The sequence below is a fragment of the Pseudomonas sp. RP-B7 genome (genome assembly GCF_059803535.1).
Genome location: NZ_JAPFHC010000029.1, coordinates 37,697 through 59,540 on the forward strand (window position 1 = coordinate 37,697; position 21,844 = coordinate 59,540).

The 21,844-nt window shown below is 63.2% G+C and carries 16 protein-coding genes; 5 read left to right on the forward strand and 11 right to left on the reverse strand.

The features are described from left to right. Positions 1-15 precede the first annotated feature (15 nt). The 3 genes from gspF to OPU96_RS22455 all read right to left on the reverse strand — a co-directional run bounded on the left by gspF (position 16) and on the right by OPU96_RS22455 (position 3,254). Complete coding sequence (gspF, locus tag OPU96_RS22445) at positions 16-1,218, reverse strand: type II secretion system inner membrane protein GspF (RefSeq protein ID WP_498559705.1); 1,203 nt, start codon at positions 1,216-1,218, stop codon at positions 16-18. Further along, positions 1,215-2,945, reverse strand: a complete 1,731-nt coding sequence (gene gspE / locus OPU96_RS22450; protein WP_305391212.1) for a type II secretion system ATPase GspE — start codon at positions 2,943-2,945, stop codon at positions 1,215-1,217. The genes gspF and gspE overlap by 4 nt, the downstream gene beginning before the upstream one ends. Positions 2,946-3,029: 84 nt before the next feature. Then, positions 3,030-3,254 (reverse strand): hypothetical protein, encoded by a 225-nt coding sequence (locus OPU96_RS22455; protein ID WP_498559706.1) that lies wholly within the window; start codon positions 3,252-3,254, stop codon positions 3,030-3,032. A gap of 512 nt (positions 3,255-3,766) precedes the next feature. Between OPU96_RS22455 and OPU96_RS22460 the strand changes: the two genes are divergently transcribed. After that, positions 3,767-6,523, forward strand: a complete 2,757-nt coding sequence (locus OPU96_RS22460) for a beta-glucosidase (RefSeq protein WP_498559707.1) — start codon at positions 3,767-3,769, stop codon at positions 6,521-6,523. 138 nt (positions 6,524-6,661) lie between these two features. Here OPU96_RS22460 and OPU96_RS22465 read toward each other — a convergent pair whose 3' ends face one another. Further along, complete coding sequence (locus OPU96_RS22465; RefSeq protein WP_498559708.1) at positions 6,662-7,276, reverse strand: TetR/AcrR family transcriptional regulator; 615 nt, start codon at positions 7,274-7,276, stop codon at positions 6,662-6,664. Beyond that, positions 7,273-8,325 (reverse strand): LacI family DNA-binding transcriptional regulator, encoded by a 1,053-nt coding sequence (locus tag OPU96_RS22470; RefSeq protein ID WP_498559709.1) that lies wholly within the window; start codon positions 8,323-8,325, stop codon positions 7,273-7,275. Before OPU96_RS22470 ends, OPU96_RS22465 begins: the two co-directional genes overlap by 4 nt. A 208-nt stretch (positions 8,326-8,533) precedes the next feature. On the opposite strand from OPU96_RS22470, the gene OPU96_RS22475 reads away from it, so the two are divergent. From OPU96_RS22475 to OPU96_RS22485, 3 genes are read left to right on the forward strand one after another with little or no spacing between them, the layout of a single operon-like run. Further along, positions 8,534-10,726, forward strand: a complete 2,193-nt coding sequence (locus OPU96_RS22475; RefSeq protein WP_498559710.1) for a TonB-dependent receptor — start codon at positions 8,534-8,536, stop codon at positions 10,724-10,726. A 1-nt stretch (position 10,727) separates the two neighbouring features. After that, on the forward strand, positions 10,728-12,059 hold the full coding sequence (locus tag OPU96_RS22480) for an LLM class flavin-dependent oxidoreductase (RefSeq protein ID WP_498559711.1): 1,332 nt from the start codon (positions 10,728-10,730) through the stop codon (positions 12,057-12,059). Then, positions 12,056-12,979 carry a sulfonate ABC transporter substrate-binding protein gene (locus tag OPU96_RS22485; protein ID WP_498559712.1) on the forward strand — a complete coding sequence of 308 codons (924 nt, stop codon included), beginning with the start codon at positions 12,056-12,058 and terminating at the stop codon, positions 12,977-12,979. The genes OPU96_RS22480 and OPU96_RS22485 overlap by 4 nt, the downstream gene beginning before the upstream one ends. Positions 12,980-13,097: 118 nt before the next feature. Here OPU96_RS22485 and OPU96_RS22490 read toward each other — a convergent pair whose 3' ends face one another. From OPU96_RS22490 to OPU96_RS22515, 6 genes are all read right to left on the reverse strand, one after another. Next, positions 13,098-15,482 (reverse strand): TonB-dependent siderophore receptor, encoded by a 2,385-nt coding sequence (locus tag OPU96_RS22490; protein ID WP_498559713.1) that lies wholly within the window; start codon positions 15,480-15,482, stop codon positions 13,098-13,100. 343 nt (positions 15,483-15,825) lie between these two features. After that, positions 15,826-17,436: a gamma-glutamyltransferase family protein gene (locus tag OPU96_RS22495; RefSeq protein ID WP_498559714.1), complete on the reverse strand. Its 1,611-nt coding sequence runs from the start codon at positions 17,434-17,436 to the stop codon at positions 15,826-15,828. A gap of 30 nt (positions 17,437-17,466) precedes the next feature. Then, positions 17,467-18,246, reverse strand: a complete 780-nt coding sequence (locus OPU96_RS22500) for an amino acid ABC transporter ATP-binding protein (protein WP_192296800.1) — start codon at positions 18,244-18,246, stop codon at positions 17,467-17,469. Positions 18,247-18,248: 2 nt separating this feature from the next. After that, positions 18,249-19,025, reverse strand: a complete 777-nt coding sequence (locus tag OPU96_RS22505) for an amino acid ABC transporter permease (RefSeq protein WP_192296801.1) — start codon at positions 19,023-19,025, stop codon at positions 18,249-18,251. 11 nt (positions 19,026-19,036) lie between these two features. After that, the gene (locus OPU96_RS22510; protein WP_226455133.1) at positions 19,037-19,843 is read right to left on the reverse strand and encodes an ABC transporter substrate-binding protein; all 807 of its coding nucleotides are present in this window, start codon (positions 19,841-19,843) and stop codon (positions 19,037-19,039) included. Positions 19,844-19,920: 77 nt separating this feature from the next. Beyond that, positions 19,921-20,589: a GntR family transcriptional regulator gene (locus OPU96_RS22515; RefSeq protein ID WP_226455132.1), complete on the reverse strand. Its 669-nt coding sequence runs from the start codon at positions 20,587-20,589 to the stop codon at positions 19,921-19,923. 376 nt (positions 20,590-20,965) lie between these two features. Here OPU96_RS22515 and OPU96_RS22520 point away from each other — a divergent pair, with 376 nt between their 5' ends. Beyond that, on the forward strand, positions 20,966-21,808 hold the full coding sequence (locus OPU96_RS22520) for a WaaZ-like lipopolysaccharide core biosynthesis protein (RefSeq protein WP_498559715.1): 843 nt from the start codon (positions 20,966-20,968) through the stop codon (positions 21,806-21,808). Positions 21,809-21,844 lie beyond the last annotated feature (36 nt).

The following is a 21,844-nucleotide window of genomic DNA, read 5'->3' on the forward strand; positions in this document are numbered from 1 at the left end:
TGGGTCCTCGGGGGTTCATATATTGCTGGTCAGGCTCATCAGCGGCAGCATGATCGCGAGCATGATCACCGCGACCAGCACCGCCATGACCACGGTCAGGGACGGCACCAGTGCGGCGAGCAGACGGTCGATGCCGCGTTTGGCTTCAACGTCGAACACATCGGCGACCTTGAGCAGCATGCTGTCCAGTTCACCGGCCTGTTCGCCGACTTCAATCATTTGCAGGGCCAGGTCCGGCAGTAGCGGCTCGGCGCCGAACGCGCTGGCCAGGGTGCCGCCGCCTTTGACCGACTCGGCCGCCTGGGCGACCTGGGCTTGCAGCGCGCGGTTGGTGCAGACCTGGCGCGCGATCACCAGCGCTTGCAGCAAGGCCACGCCATTGCTCAACAAGGTGCCGAGGGTGCGGGCCAAGCGTGCGGCTTCTACGCGCTGCAACAGCGGGCCGATGACGCGGATGCCAAGTACGCGGCGGTCGTAGCGTTCACGCCGTTGCGGGTTGCGCAGGCGCGCGGCCAGGGTCCAGATGGTCACGATAGCCCCGGCCAGGACCGCCAGGCCCCAGGCGCCGAGGAACTGGCCGAGGCCAAGGATCACTTCGGTAATCAACGGGATGGGTACACCGAGGTCTTTGAAGATCGGTACGAACTGCGGCACCACATAGGCCAGCAGCAGCGCCAGCGAACCGAGCACGCCCACCACCAGGAACGCCGGATAGATCAACGCGTTGATCACCTCGCCCCTCAGGAGCTGGCTGCGCTCCAGGTAGTCGCTGAGCTGACGCAGGGTGTTTTCCAATGCACCACCGGCCTCACCGGCGCGGACCATGCTCAGGTACAGCGGCGAGAACTGGCTGCCCTCTTCTTCCAGGGCCTTGGATAACGGTTTGCCGGCCTTGACGTGTTCGCGGATACGCTCGATCAAGGCGCGCATCTGGGGCTGGCCGGGTTGCTTGAGCAGGATGCCCAGCGAGCGTTCCAACGGTTGCCCGGCGCCCAGCAGCGTGGCCAGTTGCTGGGTGAAACTGACCAACGCCGCCGCCTTCAACTGGCCGCGCCCCAAGGCCTGCCGCAGGCCCTGGCTGCCCGCCGGCGCAATCTGCAACAACAGCAGGCCGCGCTTGTGCAGGGCGGCGACGGCAGCGGCCTGGTCCTTGGCGTCGAGGGTGCCGTTTTGCGCAGCGCCCTGGCTGTCGAGGGCGCGGTATTTGAACAGGCTCATGTGCCGTCGCCCCGCGTGACGCGCAGCACTTCTTCCAGCGAGGTCACGCCCGCCACGGCTTGGCGCAGACCCTCTTCATGCAGGGTGCGCAGGCCGCTGCGGCGCGCGGCGTGTTCAAGGGTGGCGGCGTCGGCCTGGCGCATCAGCAGGCTGCGCAGTTCGTCGTTCATCACCAGCAATTCGGTGATTGCACTGCGCCCGTGGTAACCGCCGCCGGGCGCATCGGCACGCGGGCGGTAAAGCCGGATCGGACGCGCATCGGTAAAGCGATCCAGGCCGTGTTCGGCGATCAATTCGGGCGGTGCGTCAAAGGCTTCGCGGGTGGCCGGGTCGAGACGGCGGACCAGGCGCTGGGCGAGGATGCCGTTGACCGTCGAGGCTATCAGGTAGCTTTCCACGCCCATGTCGAGCAGCCGCGTGATACTCGCCGCCGCGCTGTTGGTGTGCAGCGTCGACAGCACCAGGTGGCCGGTCAGCGACGACTGGATCGCGATGCGGCAGGTCTCCAGGTCACGGATCTCGCCGATCATGATCACGTCCGGGTCCTGGCGCACGATGGAGCGCAGGGCTGCGGCGAAATCCAGGCCGATGGCGGGCTTGACCTGGATCTGGTTGATGCCTTCGAGCTGGTATTCCACCGGGTCTTCGACGGTGATGATCTTGCGTTCGGCGGTGTTGAGCCGCGACAACGCGGTGTACAGCGTGGTGGTCTTGCCCGAGCCGGTCGGCCCGGTGACCAGCAGGATGCCGTGGGGTCGTTCCAGCACCTGCAAAAACGCGTCGAGACGCTGGCCGTCGAAACCCAGGCTCTGGAAATCGAACTGCACGGTCTGGCGGTCGAGCAGGCGCATCACCACCGATTCGCCAAAACTGGTGGGCACCGTGGACACCCGCAAATCCAGCTCCTTGCCCTGGATGCGCAGCATGATGCGCCCGTCCTGGGGCAGGCGGCGCTCGGCAATGTCCAGGCGCGCCATGATCTTCACCCGTGAAATCACCGCCGCCGAGGAGCTGGACGGCGGCGCTTCGGCCTCGTGCAACACGCCGTCGATGCGGTAGCGCACCTGCAACTGGTTTTCGAAGGGTTCGATATGAATGTCCGACGCCCGATGTTCCACGGCGCGTTGCAGGATCAGGTTGACCAGGCGGATTACCGGCGCTTCGGAGGCCATGTCCTTGAGGTGTTCGATGTCTTCCAGCGCGCCACCCTGCTCGTCGAGGTTCTCGATCAGGGTGCCCATGGCCGAACGGCCCTGGCCGTAGTAGCGCTCGATCAGGGTGTCGACTTCATTGCGCGGGCCGATGGCCAGCCAGATCGGCACCCCACAGGCATAGGCCAGCGCCTGGAACGGGTACGCCTGCGCCGGGTTGGCGGCCAGCACGCGCAAGCCGTCATCGCGCCACCCCACCGGCACCACCTGGTAGTGGCGCATGAAGCGTTCGGTCACGCTGGGCAACGGGTCCAGCAACGGTGGCGCGGCATCGGCGAGCAACAGCGGCGCGCCGATCAAGTCGGCCCAGGCCTTGGCCAACTCGACTTCGGAGACCAGCCCCAGGCGGGTCAACAGGCTGAGCAACCCGGCCTCGTCAGACTCCTGGGACAAACGCCGGGCACGCTCCAGGTCGACGGTTTTCAAACCGGCGTGCTGCATCAGCCAGGCGCACACCTGTTCGGTGGTCGGGATGGGCATCTGGCAGGCATCGATGGGCGTTGCGGGACTTGGCATGAGCAGCTATCTGAGGGACTAGGTAAAAACCCTTGTGGGGGGGGGGGAGCGGGCCCGCTCCCACAAAGAGAGGGGCGCAAGCCGTTAGTTAGAGGCCTTCGGCGCGACCTGCTGGCCATTCAGCGGGCGACCGCCGCGAGTGGTTTCGGCCTTCTGCTTTTTGACCGCCTTGGCGTCATGGGCCTGGGTGATCACCGTGGAATCGGTGGCGCCGGACTTGGCATCGGCATCGGTGGATTCAGCCGCCATGGCCGCGCCACTCAGTACAACACCCAGGACTACACCGGCACTCAACAGGGATACTTTCATCGATTTTCTCCAGATCAAAAAACAGCGATTTGCTCGAATGGCGTCTTGAATCGGCTCAAGACCCTACACCAAAGCGTTGTATATGACAGCACGTATAAAACATGGCCTTTTAGAACTACCGCGCAAAGCCACTAGTTCGCCATTGCCGCATCTATTTTCTTAAACCAATCGACTGGTAGGTTTAGCCTTAGTTCAAAATCGTAATGAAATATTTCTTATTTCACGCAAAAAATAGCTTTTGTTTGACATATAACCGCAAGAATTGCCTTAATTATGGCGTTTCTGCGATTCAAAATGCCATCCCGCAATATCACCAAGACATCACCCACAACAATAATTAATACAATTATTAAACTTATAAAACTGCGAAATCCGCCAAGTAATTGCAATTAGCCATCGGTTAAACATTGCGATCAAGGCGAACTATTGCCCGTAAAAAAGTGACGAGCGTGCTGTATGCGACGCACGTCTCCACGCCCTATTTTCAACACACCGCTGTTCGGAGAAACCCCATGAATAAACGCAAGATGATCGGTGCGCAGTCGGCGTTCGCCCTGCTGGCGCTGGCCGTGTCCCACGCGCACGCGGCGACCAGCCCGGCGCTGAATGAAGGCATGGTCAGCCGTGCCGAAAAGGCGGCAGACAAGACCCTGGCGAAGATGACCACGGAAGAAAAACTCGCCTACATCGGCGGCATCGGTGGCTGGGATGTGAAGCCGCTGAGCCAGTACGGCGTGCCGCAGATTCACGGTGCCGATGGCGGCGTCGGCGTGCGTTACACCAGCGAAGGCAATGCCCAAGGCGTGGTGTACCCGTCCGGGCCGAACCTGGCGGCCAGCTGGAACCCGCGTCGCGCCATCGACCTGGGCCGCGCCCTGGGCTACGACACGGCCAGCGGCGGTTACCAGTTCGTCACCGGGCCTGGCGTGAACCTGTACCGCATGCCCTACAGCGGGCGGGCGTTCGAGTACCTGTCCGGTGAAGATCCGTTCCTTGGTGCCAGCCTCGGTCCGGCGTTGATCAACGGCATTCAATCGCGCGGGGTGTGGGCCAACGCCAAGCACTACGCGGCCAACGACCAGGAAAGCAACCGCTTCCACCTCGATGAAATCATCAGCGAGCGCGTGTTGCGCGAGATGACCTTGCCACCGTTCGAGTCCGCCTCGAAGAACAGCAAGGTGGCGATGATGATGTGCGCGTTCCAGAAGGTGAACGGCGAGTTCGCCTGCGAGAACTCACACCTGATCCACGACATCCTCAAGACCGAATGGGGCTACCCGGGCTTTGTGCAGAGTGACTACAACGCCGTGGTCAACGGCCTGCCCGCCGCCCAGGCCGGCACCGACCTGGACATGATGGGCTACCAGATGAACAGCACCGTGCTCAAGCCGTTCCTGGACAGCGGCGAGCTGAGCGGCGCGACCCTGGATGACAAGGTGCGGCGCATCCTCAAGCAGGTCTACCTGTACAAGTTCGACAGCAAGGCACCGCTGACCAACCACAACATGAACAGCGCCACCAGCAACCGCGTGGCCCTGAATGCCGCACGCGAAGGCATCGTGCTGCTGAAAAACCAGGCCAATCTGCTGCCACTGGATGCCAAGAAAGCCAAGCGCATCGCCGTGGTCGGCAACCTCGCCAAGTATGCGCCGCCGACCGGTTTCGGCAGTGCCAACGTGATGGCGGCCAACTACATCAGCGAGCTGAGCGGCTTGCAGCAATTGGCTCAGGGCGCCAAGGTCGAGTTTATCGACGGCCTGTCCCTGGACCCGAGCGCCTCGGTCTGGACCCACACCGACAGCGCCGGCAACCGCGTCAAGGGCTTGCAGACCGAGTTCTTCAGCAACACCAACTGGTCCGGCGACGCGGCTGCCAGCCGCACCGACACCCACGTCGATCTGGACTGGTCCACCGACAGCCTACCGGTCAACGGCGACACCGCCGCCACCTCGATCCGCTACAGCGGCCAGGTCACGCCAACGGTCAGTGGCGAACAGGTGTTCAAGATCCGCGCCGACGGGGCCGTGCGCCTGTATGTGGACGGCAAGAAGATCCTCGACAACGGTGACGGCAAACCCCTGCCGAACAACAGCATCCCGCCGACCATTCCGGTGTTCGCCAAGGTCAACCTGCAAGCGGGCAAAGCGGTGGACATCAAGCTCGAATACTCGCGCCGCAACGGCTACCTCTCGACCATGGGCGGCCTGGTGGGCGTGCAGATGAGTTGGGCCTCGCTGGTGGCACCAAAGGATCTGGCGCAGTACGACGCGGTCCTGGTGGCGGCCGGCAACAGCAATGAATACGAGGGTGAAGGTTTCGACCACAGCTTCGATTTGCCGGAGTTCCAGAGCCAGTTGATCCAGAGCATCGCCAAGGTCAACCCGCACACCGTGGTGACCCTGCACGGCGGCACTGGCTTGAAGATGAGCGACTGGATCGACCAGGTGCCGGCGGCGCTGCATGCGTTCTACCCTGGGCAGAACGGCGGCCAGGCGTTGGCGGAGATCCTGCTGGGCAAGGTCAACCCGTCGGCCAAGCTGCCGATCAGCATCGAGCGCAACATCGAAGACAACCCGATCTACGCGACCTTCCCGAGATTCGACAACCAGGAAACCCTGGCCGAGATGAGCTACAAGGACGACCTGTTCCTCGGCTACCGCGGTTATGAGAAGAAAGGCATCAAGCCGCTGTACCCATTCGGCTATGGCTTGTCGTACACCACCTTCGGCTACAGCAACATCAGCGTGACCCCTGGCGTCGCGGTGGCGGGTGCGCCGATCAAGGTGTCGTTCGACCTGTCCAACACCGGCAAGGTCGCGGGGGCGGAAGTCGCCGAGCTGTATGTGGGCCAGAACCATCCGAAAGTCGAGCGCGCGCTCAAGGAGCTCAAGGGCTACAAGAAGGTGTTCTTGAAGCCGGGCGAGAGCAAGCGCGTGACCATCGAACTCAACGACCGCTCGCTGGCCTACTACGACGTCAAGAGCAAGCAATGGGTAGTGGATGCCGACAGCTTCAACCTGTCGGTGGGCGCGTCCTCCCAGGACATCCGCCTGAACGCCAAGCTGGTCAACCCGTTCCGCCAGGAACTGTCGACCACCACCAGTAACCCGCTGCCGCGCTCGGCGCTGAACTCGACACTGCGTGAATTGCCCCAGGTGAAGACCGGCGGGGTGCTGCATCAGAATGAAAATGATGACAGCGACACCAGTGCAGGCGACGGCTATGACATGAGCGACGACAGCGCACAAGGCAGCGCTGCCGGTAACTGATCCCTAAGCACGGTTGCTTTTTTGTGGGAGCGGGCTTGCTCGCGAATACGGAGTGTCCTTCACCGCATAAGGGGACTGACCCACCGCTTTCGCGAGCAAGCCCACTCCCACATTTTGATCTCCATACATCAGCTGATATCAGGGTCTGATCGCGGCCTCGACACGGGCGATGTAGCTGTCAAAGCGCGCCACCAGGTCCACCTGCTCGGGAAACCGCAGCCACTGGATCTGCAAGCCATCCATCATGGCCAGGATCTCTTCCACCAGCCCGGCCAGATCCACGTCCCCGCGCACCTCCCCCATCGCCACCAGTTCGGCGAACTGCCCCTGCATGCGTTGGTGAATCGCCGTGTAGCGCGCCTGGAACCAGCCCCACGCCGGGTGGGAATCCAACAGGCTCTCGGCATTCAAGATGGTAAACGCACGCACCACCCCCGGTGCCGTGGCATTCGAACGGTTGATCGCCCGCAAGCTGCCGAGCAAGCCGGACAACGATTTCTCCGCACGCACTTGATCGGCAATCCGCTGATTGACCTCGTCGCGCCGTTGCAGCACGCCCATCAACAACGAGATCTTGCTGGGAAAGTGATGCAGCAAGCCGGCCACGGAGATACCGACGATCGCCGCCACCTGGGCCATCGAGGCACCGCTGTAGCCTTCCAGGGAAAACACCTGCAAGGCCGCGTCCAGCAGTTCTTCGCGACGTTTTTCGCCCTTGGGCGCGCGACGGGTCTTGGGCGTGGGTTCGGTCATGGCAGCGTCCTTGAGCTTTCCCGTTCGATCAGGCGGCAGTCCAACAGGTTCAACCGTTGTACCTCATCCTCCAGCGGCAGCACACCCAGGCTTTCCAGCACGCGGGTGGCGGCGAGTACACCGATCTCCAGCGCGGGTGGCTTGATGGTGCTGAGGCTCGGCAGCAGCATTTCGGCGAAAGGGTAGTCGCCAAACCCCAGCACGGCGCAGTCCTCGGGGATTCTCAGCCCGGCGCGTTGCCCCGCCAGCAAGCCTCCGGCGGCGAGGTTGTCATTGGCGAAGAAAATCCCATCGGGCGGCGTGGCGTGACTCATCAGCACTTGCATCGCCTGCTTGCCCGCTTCGAACGGTGCAAGGCCGGCGTCGGGGGCGAAGGTCCAGGGCTGCACGCCCAGTTCGCTCAGCGTCGCGGCAAACCCCTCGCCCCGTTCCATCGCGCTGAAATCCCCCGCCACACTGTTGTGCACGAAGGCGATGCGCCGGTAGCCCTGGGCATGCAGGTAGCGCGCGGCCGTGACGCCCACCGCGTAGTGGGAAAAGCCGATCTGCAACGGCTCACGCTTGGGCACGTAGTCCCAGGTTTCCACCACCGGGATGTCGGCGTCGGCGATCATCTTTTCGGTGGCCGCGCTGTGGAAACGGCTGGTCAACACCAGCGCTGCCGGCGACCAGCCGAGAAACGCGCGCACCGCGCTTTCTTCCTGTTCGGCGCTGAAGTAACTCGACGCCAGCAACAGCTGATACCCGTGGCGACTGAGGGTGTCGCTGAAGCCCTGGATCGTATTGGCAAAAATCGGCCCGGAGATGTTCGGGATCACCATCGCCACGATCCGCCCCCGCGCCGACGCCAGCCCGCCAGCGACCAGGTTGGGCACGTAACCCAACTCGGCCACCACCGCGGCAATGCGCTCGCGGCGCTCTGGCGAAACCTGCTCCGGCTGGTTGAAGTAACGCGACACGGTAATCGCCGACACCCCGGCCTGGCGCGCCACGGTGTTGAGGGTGACGCGTCCGGCGCCACGGCGTTTGCGCGGTTTGTCTTCGCTCACGGGGAAATCCTGCTAGAAACCAAAAGGCATATAGGACTAATTTTTCAGTATTTGACGTTCTAAATCAGCCCCACCAATAATGCCGATGTTAGCGCTAACAAAGCGCGTTGTCTGCTACTCGCTCGAGCGAATGCCAAAGACGAATTCACAGGCGCTGCAGGTTGCGCAACAGCAGCGGTTCAGGGCATTTTTTTCGAGCGGGCACAGCATGTATCACTTCCCACGGCATACCCATCTACTGTTTCTCGCTGGTCTTACGGCACTCCCGGTGCCCGGCGCCTTTGCGGCCGATGAGCAGGAACCGACGCTCAAATCCGTGACCGTCACCGCCACCCGCCGCGAAGAATCGCTGCAAAAAGTCCCGGTGGCGGTCTCGGTGCTGGACGGCGAGCAACTGGAGCGCGACAACCGCAACGGCGTGGCGAGCATCGCGCAACAGGTGCCGTCGCTGAACTTCCGCACCGGCGCGTCGAACAAGGACACTTCGCTGTTCGTGCGCGGCGTGGGCACCATCTCCACCTCCCCCGGCGTCGAGCCGACGGTGGCCACGGTGATCGACGGCGTGGTCTACGCCCGTCCCGGCCAGGCCACCCTCGACCTGCTCGACCTGGAACGCATCGAAGTACTGCGCGGGCCCCAAGGCACGCTGTTCGGCAAGAATGCCTCGGCCGGGGTACTCAACATCACCAGCAAGGCGCCGACCGCCGAGACCCACGGCTATATCGACCAGTCCTACTACAGCGGCAACGAAAGCCGCAGCCGTTTCGGCATCGGCGGCAGCCTTGTCCCAGATGTGCTCAAGGGCTCGGTCAGCACCTTGTTCGGCAGCTATGACGGCAACGTCGACAACCAGCACAACGGCCAGGAAGTCAACGGCTACAACCACAAGGGCATTCGCGGCAAGTTGGAGTTCACCCCCAACGACGCCGTGAAACTGACCCTGATCGCCGACTACATGCAGTCCCACGACGATGCACCGAACGGCGTGGTCAGCAAGTCCCTGACCCCGGCGTTCGCCAACGCCCTGGGCCCGGTGCGCGCCTCCAGCGACAACCGCGACATCAACACCGACACCCGCAGCCATGTCGAAGACACCAACAAAGGCCTGTCGGCCCAACTGGACTGGAACCTCGGCGACTACACCCTGACCTCGATCACCGCCTGGCGCGGCTGGGACAACACCCAGTACCAGGATGGCGACCGTCTCGGCACGGTGACCGCCGCGTTCCCCGGCACCGCCGACAAGGGCCAACTGGAGTTCAACCAGTACTCCCAGGAGCTGCGCCTGGCCTCGCCCAAAGGTGAATGGCTGGAGTACGTCGGCGGCCTGTTCTACATGCACGGCAAGGATGAAGAAACCTACCAGCGCACGTTGACCACCACCACGCGCACCGACCGTGGCATTGCCGACTACAGCACCACCAACGACAGCTACGCGGTGTTCGGCGAGACCACGCTGAACTTCACCTCACGCTTTCGCGGCATCGCCGGCCTGCGCTACACCCACGACGAGCTGAAATACGATCACCGCCGCGTCTCCACCTCGGCCACCACGGTCAGCGGGATTCAACCGGCCACCTCCAGCTCCGGCTCGGTGGATGAAGACGGTTGGTCAGGGCGCCTGGGCGTGCAGTACGACATCAGCGATACCGTCACCAGCTACCTGACCTACTCGCGCGGCTACAAAGGCCCGGCCTACAACGTGTTCTTCAACATGCAACCGCGTGACACCGACGCGCTCAAGCCCGAGACCTCCAACACCTGGGAAGCCGGGATCAAGGCCAGCGCCTGGAACAACCGCCTGACCACCAACCTCGCGGTGTTCCACAGCGACTACGACAACTACCAGGCGAACTTCTTCGACACCGTCGCCGGCCAAGTGGTGACCCGTTTGATCAACGCCGGCAGCGTCAGCACCGAAGGCGTCGAGCTGGATTACGCCTTGCAGGCCACCCAGCAACTCAAGCTCTCCGGCGCCCTGGCCTATACCCGCGCGCGCATCGACGAGTTCGCCTGCCCGGCGGGTGCAGCGGCAACCTGCAACGTGAATGGCAAGCCACTGCCGTACAGCCCGGACTGGAGAAGCTACGTGCGCGCCGACTACAGCATCCCGCTGGATAACGGCCTCGACATCGAGCTGGGCACCGACTACAGCTGGCAGAGCGAAGTGCAGTACGACATCAGCCAGAACGTCGACACCAAACAAGGCGCCTACGGCATCTGGAACGCCAGCGTCGCCCTGGCCGACTACAGCAACGGCTGGCGCGTCGCCCTGCTGGCCAAGAACCTCGCCGACAAGTCCTATTCGCCGATGCTCGCCAGCGGCGGCAACTACATTTACCGCGCCGTGCCCCGTGACGATGAACGTTACTTCGGCGTGCAACTGCGCAAGGATTTCTAGCATGAGCCGTCAACTCAAACTCGGCGCTTTCCTCATGGCCACCGGGCACCACGTCACCGCCTGGCGTCACCCGGATGTTCCGGCGAATGCCGGGCTGGATTTCGCCCAGTACAAACACCTGGCGCGGGTCGCCGAAGCGGCGAAGTTCGATGCGCTGTTCGTCGCCGACAGCGTGGCGGCGGCCACCGGCGCGATTGCCAGCCACATGGCGCGCTCGGATCATTTCGAACCACTGACCTTGCTCTCGGCGCTGAGCGCGGTGACCGAGCATATCGGCCTGATCGCCACGGCGACCACCACCTACAACGAGCCGTACCATGTGGCGCGCAAATTCGCCTCACTGGATCACCTGTCCGGCGGGCGTGCGGGCTGGAACCTGGTGACCTCGGACGCCGCCGCCGAGGCGCAGAATTTCGGCCGCGACGAACACCTCGGCCACGCCGAGCGCTACAGCCGCGCCCGCGAGTTTCATCAGGTGGTGACCGGATTGTGGGACAGCTGGGAAGACGACGCCTTCGGGCGCGACAAGGCCAGCGGCAACTACTACGACCCGGCCAAACTGCATGTGCTGGAGCATGTGGGCGAACACTTCAGCGTCAAGGGCCCGCTGAACGTGGCCCGCTCGCCTCAAGGCCAGCCGGTGATCGTACAGGCCGGCTCTTCCGAGGCCGGTCGTGACCTGGCGGCGCAAACCGCCGAGGTGGTATTTACCGCACAGACCTCGCTGGAAAATGCCCAGGGGTTTTATGCCGATCTCAAGGGGCGCCTGGCGCAATACGCACGTGAGGCCGACTCGCTGAAGATCATGCCCGGCGTGTTTGTGGTGGTTGGGCAGACCGAGGCGGAGGCGCAGGCCAAGTTCGAGACGTTCCAGGATTTGGTCGAGCCCGAAGTCGGCGTCGCGTTGCTTGGGCGCATGCTCGGTAACTTCGACCTGTCCGGCTACCCGCTGGATGGCCCGCTGCCGGAGCTGCCACTGACCGACAGCGGGCAGCGCAGCCGCCAGCAGTTGCTCAGTGACCTGGCGTTGCGCGAAAACCTCACGCTGGCCCAGTTGGGCCGACGGATCGCCGGTGGTCGCGGGCACTACAGCCTGATCGGCACCCCCACGCAGATCGCTGATGAGCTGCAACGCTGGTTCGAAAACGGCGCCGCCGATGGCTTCAATATCCTGGTGCCACACCTGCCCGGCGGGCTGGAGGATTTCGCCCAATGGGTGGTGCCCGAGCTGCAACGACGCGGCCTGTTCCGCAGCGAATACAGCGGCACGACCTTGCGGGAAAACCTCGGTTTGGCACGCCCTGAAAACCGTTTCAAAAAGGACCACGCATGAAAATTCCCGCCCTGCTGCTGGCCTTGCTGGCCGTGACCCAGACCGCCCTGGCCGCCGACCCTGCCACCCTGCGCATCGGCTATCAGAAAGGCTCCATCGCCCTGGTGCTGGCCAAGGAACACGGCCTGCTGGAAAAACGCTTCCCACAGACCGCCGTGAAGTGGATCGAATTCCCCGCTGGCCCGCAGATGCTCGAAGCGCTCAACGTTGGCGCGCTGGATGTGGGCTCCACCGGCGACATCCCGCCGTTGTTCGCCCAGGCGGCGGGCGCCGATCTGGTCTATATCGGCGCCGAACCGCCCAAGCCCAGTGCGGAAACCATCCTGGTGCGAGACGACAGCCCGCTGCATTCGGTGGCGGACCTCAAGGGCAAGAAAGTCGCGTTCCAGAAAGGCTCCAGCTCCCACAACCTGATCCTGCGTGCACTGAACAAGGCCGGGCTGAGCTACAAGGACATCCAGCCGGTGTACCTGCCGCCGGCCGACGCGCGTGCCGCGTTCGAACAAGGCAGCGTGGATGCCTGGGCGATCTGGGAACCCTACTCGTCCCTGGCGCTGAGCCAGAGCCCGAGCCATGTGCTGGCCAACGGCGAGGGGTTGGGGTTGTCGGGGCCGGTGTATACCGCACGGCGCGAGTATGCCAAGGCGAATGGCGCGTTCGTGCATGATTTATTGAATGAGCTCAGCGCCGCCGAAGCGCTGACACGCAGCCATCGCAAAGACAGTCTGAAAGTGCTGACCGGCTTTATGGGCCTGCCTGAGAACGTGATCGCGCGGTACATGGACAATCGCCCGCCTTCGCCGATCCTGCCGATTGACGAGAAGATCCTCCAGGCGCAGCAGGCGACGGCGGATCTGTTCTACCAGAACCACCTGTTGCCCAAATCCATCGACGTGAAAAAAGCCATAGAGAACAACTGAAATCAACCTGTGGGAGCGGGCTTGCTCGCGAATGCGGTGGATCAGCCAATACATGTTGTGACTGACACTCCGCTTTCGCGAGCAAGCCCGCTCCCACATGTCGATGGGTGTGCACCCGTTAGAAATCGACAGTGGCCGAGAACAGGTAGGTGCGCGGTGTCGCCAATGTCAGGCCTGGCTCGCTGTCGTCCGATGCACCGGCCGAGCTCCAGTAGCGTTTATCCGCGACGTTTTCCACGTTTGCGCGCAGGGTCACGTGTTTGTCGTCCACTTTGAAGGCATACCGCGCGCCCACGTCGATGCGGTTCCAGGCGTCGATTTCCTTGACGTTGGATTGGTCCAGGTACTGCGAGCTGGAGTGGATGCCGCGGCTGGTCAGGGTCAAGCCTTCCAGGCCCGGCACATCCCACTCGGCGCCAAGGTTGACGTTGTATTTGGGGGTGGCCGGGGCGCGGTTGCCGTCCCAGGCGCCGTTGGTGGTGTCTTTGAGTTTGCTGTCGATGTACATCACGCCGCCAAGCAAACGCACACCCTTGAGCGGTTCGCCGAACACACTCAGTTCTGCACCGGTGTTCTCGCGCTTGCCGTTGGGCCCGAACAGCCGCGTGGTGGCGTTGGTTTCATAGGCCGGTTGCTTGATGCGGAACACCGCTGCCGTCACGGCGACGGCACCGGCGTCGTATTTGGCCCCGACTTCGACCTGGCGGCTGATGAACGGCGGGAAGATCTCGTCGCTGTTGCGCGATGTGGTCGGCGCGATCTTGCCCTGGCTCAGGCCTTCCATGTAGTTGGCGTACAGCGACAACCGGTCGGTGGCCTTGAACAGCAGGCCGCCGGAGGGCGAGACCTTTTCTTCGTCGTAGCCGGTCTTGCCTTTGACGCCGTTGCTCCAGTCAGTCACCTTGACCCGCTGCCAGCGTGCGCCGAGGGTCAGCAGCAGGCGGTCGTCAAAGAAGCCCAGGGTGTCGGACAAGGCCACGCCGCTGAATTTGTTCTCGGTATAGACCTTGGCGTCCTGGCGCGTGGCCGTGGACGGTGTCGGGGTCTGCACCGGGTTGTAGAGGTTGCTGGAGGCCGTCGCGTACCGCGCGCCGCCGTTGGTGAAATCCATGTCGAAGTAGCTGGCGGCCAGGTTGACCTCATGGCTCACCGGCCCGGTATGGAACCAGTTGCGCACGCCCGCCGTGTAGGTGCGCACATTTTCATCGCGGGTGAAGTCACGGGGCAGCACACTGAAATCACCGGCGGCGTTAGTGACGGAGACCGCGTGACGCAGGAAGTCATGGTTGCTTTTACGCGCACCGAAGCCGCCGTAGAGCATCACGTTGTCGCTGAGGTCGTACTCGCCGTTGACCGTGCCAAAGGTGTCGTTGGTGCGCGCCTTGCTCCAGGATTGCGCATAGTTGCGGCGCACATCGTTGGCGCTGGGCACCGGCGCGGCGGCAGCGACTTGCACGCGTTCCTGGGGGGCGTCGGTGTCGCGCTCGGTGTGGCCGATGTCGGTGGAAAGGCGCAGGCGCTCGCCACGGAAATCCAGGCCGAGCACGGCCATTTCACGGTCGACGCTCTGGTGATCCCATTCGGTGTCGCCGGACTGCTTCACGCCGTTGAAGCGGATGCCGAATTTGTTGTCCTCGCCAAACCGCCGGCCCACATCCACTGCACCGCCCGCCTGGCTTTCGGAAGCCCAGGTGCCGGTGAACGAGGTGATGTCCTTGTCGGTGGCGCGCTTGGGCACTACGTTGATCCCACCGCCCACGCTGCCACGGGGCGAGATGCCGTTGATCAACTGGGTCGGGCCTTTGAAGATGTCGACGCGGTCGGCCATTTCCATATCAATGCTGTAGGTCGGCAGCACGCCGTACAGGCCGTTATAGGACACATCACTGTTGAACAGGCTGAAGCCGCGGATGGTGAATTGCTCGTAGCGCCCACCGGCCGGGTTGGTGGCGCGTACCGATGGGTCGCTGGCGATCAGTTCGCCCAGGGTGCGTGCTTGCTGGTTCTTCACCGCGTCGGCGGTGTAGGTGGTGATGCTGAACGGGGTTTCCATGAAGTCCCGCGTACCGAGAATGCCCTGGGCGCCACGCCGCGCCACTTGGCCACCGGCGTAGGTGTCGCCGTCGTACAGGCCGGTGGTGCCGAGGATCGAGGTCGGGGCCAGTTCCAGGCTGCTGCCATCCGGTGCCGGGATGAGCATGTAGGCTGAATCGCCGACGGGTTGCAGTTGCAGGCCGGAACCTTGCAGCAGGCGTGCGAAGCCCTCCTCCACGGCAAACTCGCCGGACAAGCCACTGCTGCTGCGCCCGCTGACAAGTGCCGGGTCCACCGACAGGTTGACCCCCGCCAGCCCGGCAAACCGGGTAAGCGCCGCGCTCAGGCTACCGGCGGGCACCTGGTAACTGCGGCGGGCGTCGTCGGCGTAGCTGACAGTGGCGAATAGCGGGCCGGCGCTGAGGCTCAGCAGCAGGCTCAGGTTGAGCAAGGGGCGGACTACGGGCATTGAAGGAAGCTCTCGATGATGTGCACTTACCTCAAATGACCGGTGACGCGAAAAAAAGGGACAGACTATTTGAATTATTTTTCAGCCCGCGCCAAATACCTCGCTGTGTTAGCGCGCGCCCTATGTAGTGAGCGGGCTTGCCCCGCGCTGGGGGGCGAAGCCGCCCCAAATCCACGCGCCTCGGTCTTTCTGATACACCGCGGCGCCTGGGTTTAGGGCGGCTTCGCCCCCCAGCGCGGGGCAAGCCCGCTCACTACAAGGTCGTCGGGGGGCACCAGAGACCGATTTGGGGCGGCTTCGCCACCCAGCGCGGGCAAGCCCGCTCACTACAGGTCGTCGGGGGTCACCAGAGGGCGATATGGGAGTCGGCCCTCGGCTCGGTGCCACCGCATAGCACGCCGCTGACCGGATCACGCAGGATGATCTGCCCGCGCCCGTAATCGGTGAGGTCGCTGGCGATTTGCACCTGATGCCCCCGCCGCGCCAGGGCATTGGCCAGGTCGCGGGAAGCGCCTTGTTCGATACCGACCTTCATCTCGCCCAGCCATTGCCAGCGCGGCGCGTCCAGGGCGGCTTGCGGGTTGAGGCCGAAATCCACGAGGTTCATCACCATCTGCACATGCCCCTGGGGCTGCATGTAGCCGCCCATCACGCCAAACGGCCCGAGAGCCTCGCCGTCTTTGGTGAGGAAGCCGGGGATGATGGTGTGGAAGGTTTTTTTGCCCGGTGCCAGGCAGTTGGCGTGGGCCGGGTCGAGGCTGAATTCCTGCCCACGGTTCTGCAATGCGATGCCGCTGTCGGGCAGCACCACGCCGGAGCCGAAGCCGTGGTAGTTGCTTTGGATGAACGAGACCATGTTGCCTTCGGCATCCGCCGTGGCCAGGTACACCGTGCCACTGGCATGAGGATCGCCCGGTTTGGGCGGCTGGGCGTGTTCACTGATCTGGGCGCGGCGGCGGCGGCTGTAGTCGTCGCTGAGCAGATCCGCAACGGCCACGCGCATGTGCAGCGGGTCGGTGATGTAGTGCAGGCCGTCGCTGTAGGCGAGTTTCATCGCCTCCAACTGGCGGTGCCAGGTCTGTTGGCTGTCGCGGTGATCGAAGCTGAAGCCTTCGAGGATTTTCAGCGCCATCAAGGCCACCAGGCCCTGGCCGCTGGGGGGGATTTCCCAGACGTCGACGCCGCGGTAGTTGATGTGGATCGGTTCGACCCACTGGGCGCGGTAGTCTTGCAGATCGGTGGCGCGCAGGTAGCCGCCCGTGGCCCTGGAATGTGCATCGAGACGCGCAGCCAAGGCGCCGCGATACAGGCTTTCGCAACGGCTGGCAGCAAGTTCCTCGAGGGTGCGCGCCTGGGCCGGGTTGCGGAAAATCTCCCCCGCCCGGGGTGCGCGGCCATCGATCAGGAAGGTGTCGAACCAGGCGTCCAGCACGGCGTCGCGATGGGGGCTGAATTCGTCCAGCGCGCTCTGCCATTGCTGGGCGACCACCGGCGACAGCGGGAAACCGTCACGCGCCAGGCGAATGGCCGGTTGCAGCAACGCGGCAAACGCCAGCTTGCCGAAGCGTTGTGACAGCTCGGCCCAGGCCGACGGGCAACCGGGTACGGTGACCGGGGTCCAGCCGTACAACGGCATCTGCTCATGCCCTGCCGCCTTGACCGCCTCGACGCTCAAGGCCGCCGGCGCATGGCCGTTGCCGTTCAGGCCGTGCAACTGGCCCTTGCACCACACCAATGCAAACGCATCGCCGCCCAGGCCGCAGCCGGTGGGCTCAACCACGGTCAACGCCGCCGCCGTGGCAATCGCCGCGTCGATGGCATTGCCGCCCTGTTGCATGATTTCGATACCGGCCTGGGCCGCCAGCGGCTGGGAGGCAGCGACCATGCCGCGCCTGGCGAACACACTCTGGCGTTGCGACGGATAGGGGTACTCGTGAGCAGAAAAATTCAACATGGCAAAGGCTCTTCCACACAAGGTTTGAAGTCATAACACGCGGCTGAGAAACGCTTGGGTCCGCGGGTGGCTGGGGTGGCTGAAAATCTGTTCCGGCGGCCCCTGTTCGATCAGTTCGCCCTGGTCGAGCACCACCACGCGGTCGGCCACTTCACGGGCAAATCCCATTTCGTGGGTGACCACCACCATGGTCATGCCCTCCTCGGCCAACTCCTTCATCACTTGCAGCACTTCGCCGACGGTTTCCGGGTCGAGGGCGCTGGTGGGCTCGTCGAACAGCATGGCCTGGGGTTTCATCGCCAGCGCACGGGCAATCGCCACGCGTTGTTGCTGGCCGCCGGAAAGCATCGACGGGTAGTGACTGGCCTTGTCCGCCAGGCCGACCCGCGCCAGCAAGCCACGGGCCTGCTCGAGGGCTTCGGCACGCGGGGTGCCGAGCACGTGGATCGGCGCTTCGATGATGTTTTCCAGCGCGGTCATGTGCGGGAACAGATTGAAGCGCTGGAACACCATGCCGATGTCGCGGCGCTGGCGGGCGATGTTGCGTTCTGAGTCGCGCACCAGGCTGCCGTCGCTGCGTTCGCGATAGCCCATGGCGCGGCCGTTGACGCGGATGCGTCCGCCCTGGATGTCTTCGAGCAGGTTGATGCAGCGGATAAAGGTGGTCTTGCCCGAGCCCGAGGCGCCGATCAACACCACCACTTCACCGCGCCGCACGTTCAAGGAGATGCCCTTGAGGATCTGCAGGTCGCCGAACGACTTGTGCAGGTCCTGGGCTTCGATGATCAGTTCTTCACTTTTATGCGCCATGGTCAGCGTCCCCTCAGCAGTTTCAAGGTGCTGCGCCCGAACATGCGGCTGGACGCGGGCGGTGGCCCGGATGGCCGGTCGGACTGGCCGAAGCGCGCCTCCAGCCAGCGCTGGAAGAAGCCCCACAGGGTGGTGAGCATCAGGAAGTAGATAGCAACCACCAGGTACAACTCGAACACACGGAACGTCGCCGAGGTGACCATCTGCGTGCTGAGCAGCAACTCTTGCACGCCGATCACGCTGACCAGGGTGGTGTTCTTGAGCATCACATTGAACTCGTTGCCCAGCGGCGGCACGATCACGCGGAACGCCTGGGGCAGCACGATGCGCCGCATCAGCTTGGCAAAACCCATGCCCAGAGAACGCCCGGCTTCGTACTGGCCCTTGTCCACCGCACCGATGCCGGCACGGATGATCTCGGCCATGTACGCACCTTCGTTGAGGCCCAGGGCGATGATGGCCGCCTGGATATTGCCGGGCACGATCAGGCCGAACAGCTCGATGTCTTCGAAGCGGAACAGCCCGCCCGCCGCCAGCGCCGTGTACAGAAACACGATCTGCACCAGCAGCGGCGTGCCGCGCATCAGCCACACATAAAAGCGTACCGGCAGGTGCAACAGCGGGTTCCTCGACAGCCGCAACAGTGCCGCCGCCAACCCCAGCACGCAGCCCAGCAGCATAGCCAACACGCTGATCAGGCAGGTCAGCCAGAGCCCGGTGAGGTAAACCCCGCTGGGCTGCAACAGGTACTGCCAGAACACATCCCAATTGAAGTTCATTGCGGGAAACCTCAGTCGAGTGTGTCGCTGCTGACATGCCATTTGTTCAGCAATTGCGTGTAGCTGCCGTCGCTGCGCATGTCGCTGATCACCTGCTGCACGGCGGCGGTGAGCTGTGGATCGTCCTTGCGCATGCCCAGGCCGGTGAGGATACGACTGAACGCCGGCACGCCTTCCTGGAACAGGTCGGGGGCCATCGCCGCGTAGTAGCCGGCGGTTTCCACAGTGGTGCCGTAGGCGTCGACCTGGTTGATGCGCAAGGCCTGGAACGCATCGGTGTCGGTGTTGTACACCACCAGTTTCATCGGCGGCTTGCCGGCTTTGGTCAGGCTGTCGTTCTGTGTGTCGAGCAGGGTCTTGATGGTGGAACCGTTGAGCACCGCGACCTTGTGCGCGGACAAGTCATCCAGGGTCTTGATGCCCTTGGGGTTGCCCTTGGGCACCACCACCGACTGGCTGGAATACATGTAGTTGACGATGTCGATCACTTGGCGCCGCTCGGGCTTGTCGAACAGTTGGTCGACGATCATGTCGCACTGCTGGGCGAGCAACGCCGGCACCAGGCCGGAGAACGGGATCACGCGCCACTGCACCTGTTTGTCGCCCAGGCGCCTGGCGATTTCCAGGCCCAGGTCGACGGTCAACCCGCGCGGTTTCTGCGTTTCATCGAAGGACACCAGGGGTGGTGAATCCATCCCCGAGCAGTAGGTGAGTTTGTCGACTTTCTGCAAGCGCTCCGGCACCTGGGGCGCGGCAACGGCCCATGGTGTGCAGAGCCCGAGGGAGAGAGCCACCAGCAAGGCGCGGCGTTTATGCATGACCAGACACTCCAGTTCGTTGAATAACGGGGCAGGACTCAAAGTCAAAACACGGGCGGGCTTGGGCCCGCCTCTGATTATTGTTCCGTTTGCAAAAACTGGATCAGCGCCGGCACGGTGCCTTCGATGTGCTCGCGCACCACGGCTTCGGCGCGGGCGGCGTCACCGGCGCGGATGGCCGCGAGGATCACCGCGTGTTCCTGGCGGGCGCTGAGGGGTTTGTCGCCGTGTTGCAACCACAGGCGCATGGGGGCTTCCACCAGCGAATAGAGCGCCGAAATCTGCTTCATCAAGCGCGGGCGACCGCTGAGGCTGCACAGGTATTCGTGGAAGGCACGGTGGCGACTGACCCAGGCGGCGCTTTCGTCGCGGTAGTCGTCCATCTCGTCGAGCATGCGCTCCAGGGCGGCCAGTTGGCGTTCGCCGATACGGCCGACCGCGACACGCACTGCCAGGCCTTCGAGGGCGCTGCGCATTTCGAAGACTTCGTGCAATTCATCGATGTCCAGGCCGCTGACGATCGCGCCACGGTTGGGGCGCAGGGTCACCAGGCCCTGGGCATCCAGGCGGCGGAACGCTTCACGCACCGGCATGCGGCTCATGCCGATTTCACTGGCGATGTCCTCGGCGATCAGCCGGTCGCCCTTGCGGTAGCGGCCACCGCAAATGGCATCGAGCAGAAAGTTGTAGGCCTCCTCCTCGGCGGTGAGGGGCTGGCGGTCTACGTAAGCGGGGGCAAATTGCATCGGCAGCACCTTTTGAATTTTTGTATCCAATTATCCACGGATGCAAAAAAGCAGGATGTGTGCCAACTGCTGTGTAGCCGGATTAAGTCACTGATTTAAAGAAAGTAACCGGCACGCTCTGCTTACGGACATGCAGGCAAGGAAGGCGGGTTGTGCTACCGAATAGCCCAGCGGCTGCCCCAATACTGTGCCGAACGGTAGCGTTGTCGGGGCGGGTACACACCCAATGTGGGAGCGGACAAGCAGATTTTCCAGTTCTCTATGGGGCAGTAGTTTTGAGCGGGGGTTTATGTAGTTTTCTTCATTAATTGAATTATCCGGGCCCCCTAAGATCCGACCCTATACACATTTTTACTTTATTGCATGGTTGGGTCCGATGAAACCGATGTCCCTCGTCGACACCACGCCTGCCCGCGACAGTCAGCAGGCTTTGTATGCAGCAGCGTCGGGATCACGGCGATCCCAGCTGACTCTGCACGATTTTGACGCCTGTCGAAACACCCGCACCGGGCCTGTGTTCATCATCGCGTCCGGCATGTCGGCCAAGTCGTTTCCACTCGAACAGTTTGCCCACGTGCCGATGATCACGATGAATGGCGCTATTTCGATGTTTATGGATACCGGCGTTAAACCGTGTTTTTACGCTTGCACCGACAAGAGCTTTTCCGAGCAACAGTCGGAGTTGTTCAAGTACGCGATGGCTGTCAGCCAGAACGTGGCACTTTGGGAAGATCACGCACGTTCGTCGGGCATTCGTCCTACCGGACGGGTGTATCCGCTATCCAAGGCAAAACGCCCGTCCTGGCTCGACGCTGTTCTGGGCAAACATGAGGCGCTGGTCGCCAATCATGCGTTGCCGGGATTTCGCCAGCGGCCTGTTGGGTTCAGCAAGGACATGAGCGAGGGCTTCTTTGACGCACGCACCGTGGCTTACCTGGCCTTGCAGCTGGCCTATCATCTGGGGTTTTCCAAGGTGTTTTTGGTGGGGGTGGATCTGAACGAGAAATCGGGAAGGTTTTACGAAAAGCGGGAGGGCATCAACTCCCCTTGCGGGCTGGACCAGCACTATCACACGCGGATATTGCCGTCGTTTGAGTTGATGTCCGAGAAGGTCATCGGGGATGGGTTCAGGGTTTATAACCTTTCGGATTGTTCGAGGATTCCGGAGGCAGTGGTGCCGCGAGTGACGTTGGCGCAAGCACAGGCGTTGCTTGGATAACTGATGCCGGTTGGGCAGGCCGGCGATGCCTGGCAG